The sequence below is a fragment of the Streptomyces sp. genome (genome assembly GCF_035644915.1).
Classification (GTDB): Bacteria; Actinomycetota; Actinomycetes; order Streptomycetales; family Streptomycetaceae; genus Streptomyces.
Genome location: NZ_DASQNP010000176.1, coordinates 22,585 through 31,219 on the forward strand (window position 1 = coordinate 22,585; position 8,635 = coordinate 31,219).

General features: G+C 72.8%; 6 protein-coding genes, 1 tRNA gene and 1 pseudogene. 4 read left to right on the plus strand and 4 right to left on the minus strand.

Annotation, left to right across the window (positions count from 1 at the left end; translation table 11 throughout):
* Nucleotides 1–104: 104 nt before the first annotated feature.
* From VE546_RS19630 to fdhD, 4 genes are all read right to left on the minus strand, one after another.
* The gene (locus VE546_RS19630; RefSeq protein WP_324924126.1) at nucleotides 105–1,307 is read right to left on the minus strand and encodes a S1 family peptidase; all 1,203 of its coding nucleotides are present in this window, start codon (nucleotides 1,305–1,307) and stop codon (nucleotides 105–107) included.
* A 238-nt stretch (nucleotides 1,308–1,545) separates the two neighbouring features.
* Nucleotides 1,546–2,373 (minus strand): aldo/keto reductase, encoded by an 828-nt coding sequence (locus tag VE546_RS19635; protein ID WP_324924128.1) that lies wholly within the window; start codon nucleotides 2,371–2,373, stop codon nucleotides 1,546–1,548.
* Nucleotides 2,374–2,523: 150 nt separating this feature from the next.
* Complete coding sequence (locus VE546_RS19640) at nucleotides 2,524–4,350, minus strand: AMP-dependent synthetase/ligase (RefSeq protein ID WP_324924137.1); 1,827 nt, start codon at nucleotides 4,348–4,350, stop codon at nucleotides 2,524–2,526.
* Nucleotides 4,351–4,575: 225 nt separating this feature from the next.
* A complete protein-coding gene (gene fdhD / locus VE546_RS19645) occupies nucleotides 4,576–5,454 on the minus strand; it encodes a formate dehydrogenase accessory sulfurtransferase FdhD (protein ID WP_324924130.1) in 879 nt (292 codons plus the stop codon).
* Between the two features lie 286 nt (nucleotides 5,455–5,740).
* Here fdhD and VE546_RS19650 point away from each other — a divergent pair.
* The 4 genes and pseudogenes from VE546_RS19650 to VE546_RS19665 form a co-directional block, all read left to right on the plus strand.
* A tRNA-Leu gene (locus VE546_RS19650) sits at nucleotides 5,741–5,828 on the plus strand.
* A gap of 171 nt (nucleotides 5,829–5,999) precedes the next feature.
* The gene (locus tag VE546_RS19655) at nucleotides 6,000–7,118 is read left to right on the plus strand and encodes an NADH:flavin oxidoreductase (protein WP_324924132.1); all 1,119 of its coding nucleotides are present in this window, start codon (nucleotides 6,000–6,002) and stop codon (nucleotides 7,116–7,118) included.
* Between the two features lie 379 nt (nucleotides 7,119–7,497).
* Nucleotides 7,498–7,980, plus strand: coding sequence for a hypothetical protein (locus tag VE546_RS19660; RefSeq protein ID WP_324924133.1), 483 nt, complete (start codon nucleotides 7,498–7,500; stop codon nucleotides 7,978–7,980).
* Between the two features lie 187 nt (nucleotides 7,981–8,167).
* Nucleotides 8,168–8,368 (plus strand): annotated as a pseudogene (locus VE546_RS19665) (protein-L-isoaspartate(D-aspartate) O-methyltransferase); the annotation flags it as partial.
* Nucleotides 8,369–8,635: the final 267 nt, after the last annotated feature.

Here is an 8,635-nt window from a genome sequence, read left to right on the forward strand (position 1 = left end):
TGCGGGTCCGCCCCCGACGCGACCGCCCCGCGCACCGAGGGAGGGACGGTGCGCGGGGCGGCGACCTGCGTGGAACCGGTCCGCGGACGGCCGGGCCGCGGGGGCTAGCCCGTGACGAGGCTGAGGCCGTACGCCTCCAGGATCGGGTTGACCGGCTGGAAGAAGGTGGTGCCGCCGACGGTGCAGTTGCCGGAGCCGCCGGAGGTCACGCCCTGGGCCTGGTTGCCGGAGATGTAGGGGCCGCCGGAGTCGCCGGGCTCGGCGCACACGGTGGTCCGGGTCAGTCCGACCACGTCGCCCTGTCCGTACTGGACGGTGACGTCGTGCTGCTCGATGGTGCCGCAGTGCCAGCCGGTGGTGGAGCCGGAGCGGCAGACGGAGGAGCCGACGGGGGCCTGGGCGGAACCGGCGACGGTCACGTCGCCGTTGGGGCCCTTGACGTAGGGGGTGGCGGTCCAGTCGCTGTTGGTGGCGACCCAGCCGTAGTCGTTGCCGGGGAAGCTGGAGCCCTGGAAGGTGCCCTGGTCGGTCCGGTCGTGGCCGGCGGTGGCGTCGCCGGGGGCGCCGCAGTGGCCGGCGGTGACGAAGCCCTGCCGGGAGCCGTCGGTGACGGAGAAGCCGATCGAGCAGCGGCTCGTCTCGTTGATGTAGTACGCCTCGCCGCCGCGCAGGTCGGCGTAGGGGCGCGGCTTCTCGGCGGACTTCACCACCCGCACCAGGTCGCCGTCGACGCCGCTGGCCTCGACGAAGGAGCGGGCCTTGGCGGGGTCGGAGGCGTGGACGACGACGCTGTTGGTGCGGACGTCGACGTACCACAGCGGCGCGGCGGCGGGGGCGCTGCGCCGGGCGGCCCGGTCCAGGGCGGTCTTGGCGGCGCCGAGGTCGCCCATGCTGTGCTCGACGACTCTGGCCTTGGCGCCGGCGGCGGTGATGGCGTCGGCCTCGGCGCGGTCGGTGGTGGCGACGACCAGCTCGGCGGTGGCGTCGGTGGCGTCGGAGAGCCAGGCGCCGGCGTAGCTGCCCGCGAGGTCCTTGCGGAGGGCGGGGGCGAGCTGTCCGGCGCGGTACTCGCCGGCGACGCGCTCCCGGGCCTCGGCGGCGGACAGGCCCAGGTCGCGCTGCATGGCCTTCAGGGCCCCGGCGGGTATCGCCTCGGCGGCGCGCTCGGCCCGTACGGTGAGGGCGTCGGCGGGGGACTCGTCGGCGGGGGAGTGGGGGGCCGCTCCGGCGAGGGAGGGCAGGACGGTCAGCGCGAGGGCGGAGACCGCGAGCGCTGACCCGGCTATCACACCACGGCTGTGGCGCATGTGTACTCCTCAGATGTGTGGGGGGATGCGCACCGGCCCGGCGGACCGCCGCCGGTGCGTGCACCTGAGGATTGTCCGCCGCGCGGCGTGATGGAACCGCGCGGCGGGCCCCTTCACCGAAGAGTCACAGCCTCCGGAAGATCGTCACAGGGGACTCCGGCTTCCGGTCCGTGGTGTCCGCTGGAGGCGCGGGGCCGTGCCGCCCGCGGGCGCGGGCGGCACGGCCGGCGGGCGGCCGTCAGCCCAGGGTGTCGGGGTCGGCGCCGAGCCGGGTGCCGCGGTCCAGGGAGGCCAGTTGCGCCATCTCGTCCTCGTCGAGGACGAAGTCGAAGACGCCGATGTTCTCCTCGATGCGGGAGGGGGTGACGGACTTGGGGATCACCACGTTCCCGAGCTGGATGTGCCAGCGCAGCACGATCTGGGCGGGGGTGCGGCCGTGCCGGCGGGCGATCGTGCCGATCACCGGCTCGTCCAACAGGCCCCGGCCCTGGCCCAGCGGCGACCAGGCCTCGGTGGCGATGCCGTGTTCGGCGTGGAAGGCGCGGGATTCGGCCTGCTGGAACCAGGGGTGCAGCTCGATCTGGTTGACCGCCGGGACGATCTCGGTCTCCTCCATCAGGCGCCGCAGGTGGGTGGGCTTGAAGTTGGAGACCCCGATGGCCTTGGCGCGGCCGTCGGCGTAGATCTTCTCGAACGCCTTCCAGGTCTCGACGTACTTGTCCTGCCCGGGCGCCGGCCAGTGGATGAGGTAGAGGTCCACGTACTCCAGGCCCAGCCGCTCCAGGGAGGCGTCGAAGGAGCGCAGGGCGGAGTCGTAGCCCTGCCGGTTGTTCCAGAGCTTGGTGGTGACGAAGATTTCCTCGCGGGGCAGCCCGGAGGCGGCGATCGCCTTGCCGGTGCCCCTCTCGTTCTGGTACGCGGAGGCGGTGTCGACGCTGCGGTAGCCCGAGGCGAACGCGTGCCCGACGACGGTGGTGGCCTCCTCGTCCGGCACCTGCCACACGCCGAGGCCGAGCTGCGGCATCCGGACGCCGTTGTTGAGGATGATGTTGGGAACGTTGCTCACGAGCGATCGGTCCTTCGGTCGGTTGGCGACTCGTCTACCCCACCGCCCAACGATCATGACCGGCCGGGGATTCCCCGCCCGCGGCCGTGCGCGCCGCCCCCGCCCGCGCCCCGCGCCCGCGCCCCGGGCTTGCGGCCCGCGCTTCCCCGGTCAGCCCTGGTAGAGCGCCTCGATCTCGGCCGCGTACGCCTTCTCGATCGCCTTCCGCTTCAGCTTCAGGGAGGGGGTCAGCAGGCCCTCCTCCTCGGTGAACTGCGAGCTCAGTATCCGGAAGGTGCGGATCGACTCGGCCTGGGAGACGCGGGTGTTGGCGGCCACCACCGACCGCCTGATCTCCGCTTCCAGGTCGGGGTCGCGGACCAGTTCGGCCGGGCCCAGGTACGGCTTGTTGCGCATGGTCAGCCAGTGGTGCACGGCGTCCTGGTCGAGGGTGACCAGGGCGGCGACGTAGGGCCGGTCGTTGCCGACCACGATGCACTGGGCGACCAGCGGGTGCGCCCGCACCCGGTCCTCCAGGACCGTGGGGGACAGGCTCTTGCCGCCGGAGGTCACCAGGATGTCCTTCTTCCGCCCGGTGATCGTCAGGTAGCCGTCCTCGTCCAGGGAGCCGAGGTCGCCGGTGGCCAGCCAGCCGTCGTGGAGGGCCTCGTCGGTGGCCTGGGGGTCGCCCAGGTAGCCGGTGAAGACCTGGCCGCCGCGCAGCCAGACCTCGCCGTCGTCGGCGATGTGCACGGTGGTGCCCGGGATGGGGAGGCCGACGGTGCCGAAGCGGGGCCGCTCGGGCGGGTTGGCGGTGGCCGCCGCGGTGGACTCCGTCAGCCCGTACCCCTCGAAGACGCGGATGCCCGCGCCGTCGTAGAACAGCCCCAGGCGCCGCTCCATGGCCGAGCCGCCGGACATGGCGTGGCGGCAGCGCCCGCCGAGGGCGGCGCGCAGCCTGGAGTAGACGACCTTGTCGAAGAACTGGTGCTGCACGCGCAGGGCCGGGCCGGGACCGGGGCCGGCGCCGAACGCCTTGCGCTCCACCGCCTCGGCGTAGCGGACCGCGACCTCCACGGCCTTGTCGAAGGGGCCGAGCCTGCCCTCGGTCTCGGCCTTGCGCCGCGCGGCGTGGAAGATCCGCTCGAAGATGTAGGGCACGGCCAGGATGAAGGTGGGGCGGAAGGCCTCCAGGTCGGGCAGGAGAGCGGAGGCGGTCAGGTTGGGCTGGTGGCCGAGCTTGACGCGGGCGCGGATCGCGCCGACCTCGATCATCCGCCCGAAGACGTGGGCGAGGGGCAGGAAGAGGAGGGTGGCGGGCTGCCCGCCGTCCTTGGAGGTGAACACCGTCCCGTAGCGCCGGACGATGTTGTCGCACTCGGCCATGAAGTTGCCGTGGGTGAGCACGCAGCCCTTGGGGCGGCCGGTGGTGCCCGAGGTGTAGATGATGGTCGCCGGGGTGTCGGGCGTCAGCGCGAGCCGGTGCCGGTGCACCACGTCGGCGTGGATGTGCGCCCCGGCGGCGGACAGCGCCCCCTCGGCGTCGGCGTCGAGCTGCCACAGCCGCCTCAGGCGCGGCAGCCGGTCGATGACCGACCCGACGGTCATCGCGTGGTCCTCGTGCTCCACGACGGCGGCCGTCACCTCGGCGTCGTGGAGCATCCAGTAGACCTGCTCGGCCGAGGAGGTGGGGTAGACGGGCACCGGCTGGGCGCCGATGGACCACAGGGCGAAGTCGAACAGGGTCCACTCGTAGCGCGTGCGGGACATGATGGCGACCCGGTCGCCGAACCGCACGCCCTCGGCGAGCAGCCCCTTGGCCAGGGCCAGCACCTGGTCGCGGAACTCGGCGGCGGTCACGTCCCGCCAGACGCCGTCGGCGTCCTTGCGGGCGAGCACGACATGGCGCGGGTCCTCTTCGGCATGGTCGAAGACGGCGTCGGCCAGCCCTCCCACCGGGGGTTCGGTGACCAGGGCCGGGACGGTGAACTCGCGCAATTGCCGCTCCTTGGTGCGCCGCGGCGTGGGACTCACAGCGGGGCGACCGTATCCGATCGGCCCGGTGTCCGGGAAGGGCGGTGATGCCGCCCGCCGGGGTAAATGGGGGCACTTCGGAACACCCGTGCCGGGCCGTCACCGTTCATCCCGGATATCTGCACGGGATCTCCGTGCACCCGGCGTTTCCCGGCCGCCCGCGGCGGGCCGTGGTGCGGGAGGGGGCGGTCAGAGCGGCCGGCCGGCGCGCGCGGGCAGGGCGACGCGGTGCTCGCCGGTGTAGACGTTCATCGACGTGCCGCGCAGGAAGCCCACCAGGGTGAGCCCGCTCTCGGCGGCCAGGTCGACGGCGAGGGAGGAGGGCGCCGAGACGGCGGCCAGCACGGGGACGCCCGCCATCACCGCCTTCTGCGCCAACTCGAACGACGCCCGCCCCGAGACCAGCAGCACGGCCCCGGACAGGGGCAGGCGCCCGTCGGTCAGCGCGCGTCCGACCAGCTTGTCGACGGCGTTGTGGCGGCCGACGTCCTCGCGCAGGTCCAGCAGCTCCCCGTCCGGGGTGAACAGCCCGGCCGCGTGCAGACCGCCGGTGCGGTCGAAGACCCGCTGGGCGGCGCGGAGCCGGTCGGGGAGGGCGGCCAGGACGGCCGGGTCGATGCGTACCGGGTCGCCGTCGGAGTCGGCCGGCGACCAGCGGGCGGTGGTGCGGACCGCCTCCAGGCTGGCCTTGCCGCACAGGCCGCAGGAGGAGCTGGTGTAGACGTTCCGCTCCAGCCCGCTCAGGATGGCGTCGGGGACGGAGACGCCGGGGGCGAGGCGGACGTCGACGACGTTGTAGGTGTTGCGCGTGGTGCCGTCCTCCTGCTCGGTGGCGCCGGCGCAGTAGGCGATGTTGGCCACTTCCCCGGGATGGGCCAGGACGCCCTCGCTGACCAGGAAGCCCGCCGCCAGGGCGAAGTCGTCCCCGGGGGTGCGCATCGTGACGGCCAGCGGCCTGCCGTTCAGGCGGATCTCCAGCGGCTCCTCGGCCACGAGGGTGTCGGGACGCTCGCTGACCGCGCCGTCGCGGACGCGGATGACGCGGCGGCGCTGGGTGACTCGGCCCATGGAAGATCAGTCCCGCCTCGCTCGGTGCCGTACGGCCGCGGCCTCCGTGCCGCGGTCCGGTCCGTTCCATTGTGCGGTGCCGGGGCCGGTGACGGTGCCGGCGACGTGCGGCGGGCGCCCGGGAGCGCGCCCGGCCCCGGCTCGGACCCGGTCGGCGGCCCGCCGCCGGTCTGCCGTCGGCCCGGCCCCGCACCCCGCCGGACCACGGCTTATGCGGGTGAGAGGCACTCCGAAAACTTGGTATGGTGTTCCCCGTCGCCGCGGCCGGGAGCCGCGGGAACACCTCGTCCGGGTGGCGGAATGGCAGACGCGCTAGCTTGAGGTGCTAGTGCCCTTTATCGGGCGTGGGGGTTCAAGTCCCCCCTCGGACACCAACCCGTTCCCCACGGTCTCGTCGAGACCGTGGGGTTCTTGCGTTCGGCGGGCGCGGAGGGCAGGGAGTGTCGCGGCCCGCACCGGGAATCGGCGTGCTGGGGACGGTGGTTGGACGGACCGTGCCGCACCGCACCGGGTGCGGCCGCCCGTCGACCAAGGGGGATTCCTCCATGTCCAGCAGCTCAGCCACACGCGCCGGGAACGTGCTCGGCCGGCGCTTCTCCGTGGGAGGCCTCACCCTCCGCAACCGGATCGTGATGGCGCCGATGACCCGTGAGTTCTCACCCGGCGGCGTACCGGGAGCCGATGTGGCGGAGTACTACGCCCGGCGGGCCGCCGCCGAGGTGGGGCTGATCATCACCGAGGGCACGTACGTCGACCACGCCTCGGCGGGGACCAGCGACCGCGTACCCCGCTTCCACGGCGAGGACGCGCTCGCGGGCTGGGCCAAGGTGGCGGACGCGGTCCACCGCGCGGGTGGGAGGATCATGCCGCAGTTGTGGCACGTGGGCATGATGCGCACCGCCGGTGCCCCGCCGGTTCCGGAGGCCCCGAGAGTGGGGCCCTCGGGAATCCCCCTGGAGGGGACGGAACGGGGCCACGCGATGACCCGGGCGGACATCGACGACGTGATCGGGGCGTTCGCGGCCGGGGCGGCCGAGGCCGAGGCCCGCGGCTTCGACGGCGTCGAGATCCACGGAGCCCACGGCTACCTCGTCGACCAGTTCCTGTGGTCCCGCACCAACCGGCGCACCGACGCCTACGGAGGCGACCTCGCCTCCCGCGTCCGCTTCGCCGCGGAACTCGTGGCCGCCTGCCGCCGGGCCGTGTCGCCGGACTTCCCGATCAGCTTCCGGATGTCCCAGTGGAAGGCGGGCGACTACCAGGCCAGGATCGCCGGAACGCCGCAGGAACTCGAAGCCGTCCTGACCCCGCTGGCCGAGGCGGGAGTCGACGTCTTCCACTGCTCCACGCGCCGCTACTGGCTGCCCGAGTTCGAGGACTCCGATCTCAACCTCGCGGGCTGGGTGAAGAAGCTCTCCGGCAGACCCACCATCACCGTCGGCTCGGTCGGCCTGGACAACGAGTTCACCGCCGCCTTCCAGGGGCAGAAGGGCGATGTCGCGGACATCGACGAGCTGCTGGACAGGCTGGAGCGGGACGAGTTCGACCTGGTGGCGGTCGGACGCTCCCTGCTGGGAGACCCCGAGTGGGCGGCGAAGGTCCTGGACGGCCGCTTCGGCGAACTCCAGCCCTTCGGCCCGGAGAAGCTCGCCACCCTCCACTGACCCGTGCCCGGCTTCCGCGCCGCGGGACCGGCCGGAAGCCGGCCGGTCCCGCGGTTTCCGCGCTCCCGCCTCCGCGCGGCCACCGGGAATCCGTCGCGCTCCCGGCAGTTTCCCGACGTCCGGTATGCGAAGCCCGGTGCGCCGTGTCCGCGAGGGGGTGTGGCCCACGTCCAGATCTGGGCCGCCGACGGCAAACAGGGCGGTGTGGAGGAGACCCGACCCGCCGCCCCGCACTCGACTACACCGGCACAGAGATCTTCGAGGTCCTGCGACGCTATCGGGAGTTCGGTGACCAGGCCGTGCCCGATGCGCAGTTGCGGATGCCGCTCTATGCGATTTTCGAAAAGTGCAACCGACTGATTCGCGAGTCCTGACAGGCGTGATCACGACATCCAACCCTTGGCAAGGGCACAACTTCGCGGTGCTGTTCTCCGTTCTGATCACCGGTACGGTGACCGTGCTGGGGCTCACCGTGTACTTGTGCTCACGGTTCACCCGACAGTCCGGCCGGCGGTACACCTCGTCCGCCGCGTGGCGGGATGTGTCTCTGGCGACGGTCGCCGTGGCGCTCGCTCTCTATCTGTGGGGGTGCCTCCACGTCTTGTTCCTCGAAGATCAGGAGCAGGCCGAGGAATGTGAACGAGAGCGCCCCGAGGGAACACCGACCCTGGTCGGCCGCAGAGGCGATTTCATCCCTCTGCGGCTCGTGTGCGAGGCGTCGAACGGCCGTGATTACTCCGTCGTCATTCCCGACTACATCAACCCGTCCCTCGCTGTCCTGCTGCTGCTCGCGTTCGCCTGCGCCCTCACCTCCGCCGTTCTCCACCACAAGCGGCGCACGACAACGCGGAAGAAAGGCTGACTTGTCGAACCTCACTGACATGACCCGCCGAGACGCTCTCACCGTAGCGGTCGGCATCACTGCCGCCGCAAGTTTCGCCTCTATGGGCCCCCTTGCCGCAGGCCGTCGACGGCGGCGGTGACATCGTGACCTGTCAGGTGGCGGGCACCAGCCTGAACGTCGCCGTGCGCATGGGAGACGTCGAAAACGGTCCTGGTCCATGTTCCGCGACGGGGACGCGGCGCGCGTCTGGCAGTCCGGGCCCCGCCGCCTGTGGGACGAGGTGGCGGCCGCCCACCGCCGGTGGGAGGAGCGGGGCAGGCCGGAGCACGAGCGGTTCGGGCCGACGGTCACGCCGGAGGGGCGGCGGGTGTGGCTGGACGACCCGGCCGACTCATGGCCCGTGTGAGGGGGCCCCGCCCGTCGGTTTCCGGAGGACGGGCGGGGCCCCTCGGAGTCCGGCCTCCGGCGGGTCGGCCGTCCCGTCGGTGGTGACGTGGATGCCGTCGGCGACCAGCCGGGCTTGGACGCCCCTGCCCTGCAGGCGGTCCGTGAAATCCGTGCCGGGTTCCGCGGGCATCCCGCCCGGCGCGGGCGCCGGGGCCCCTCCCGGCCCCACCGGGCGCGCGCGGACCGAACGCCCGTACCGCATACCATCAGCGTAAAAGGCACGTTC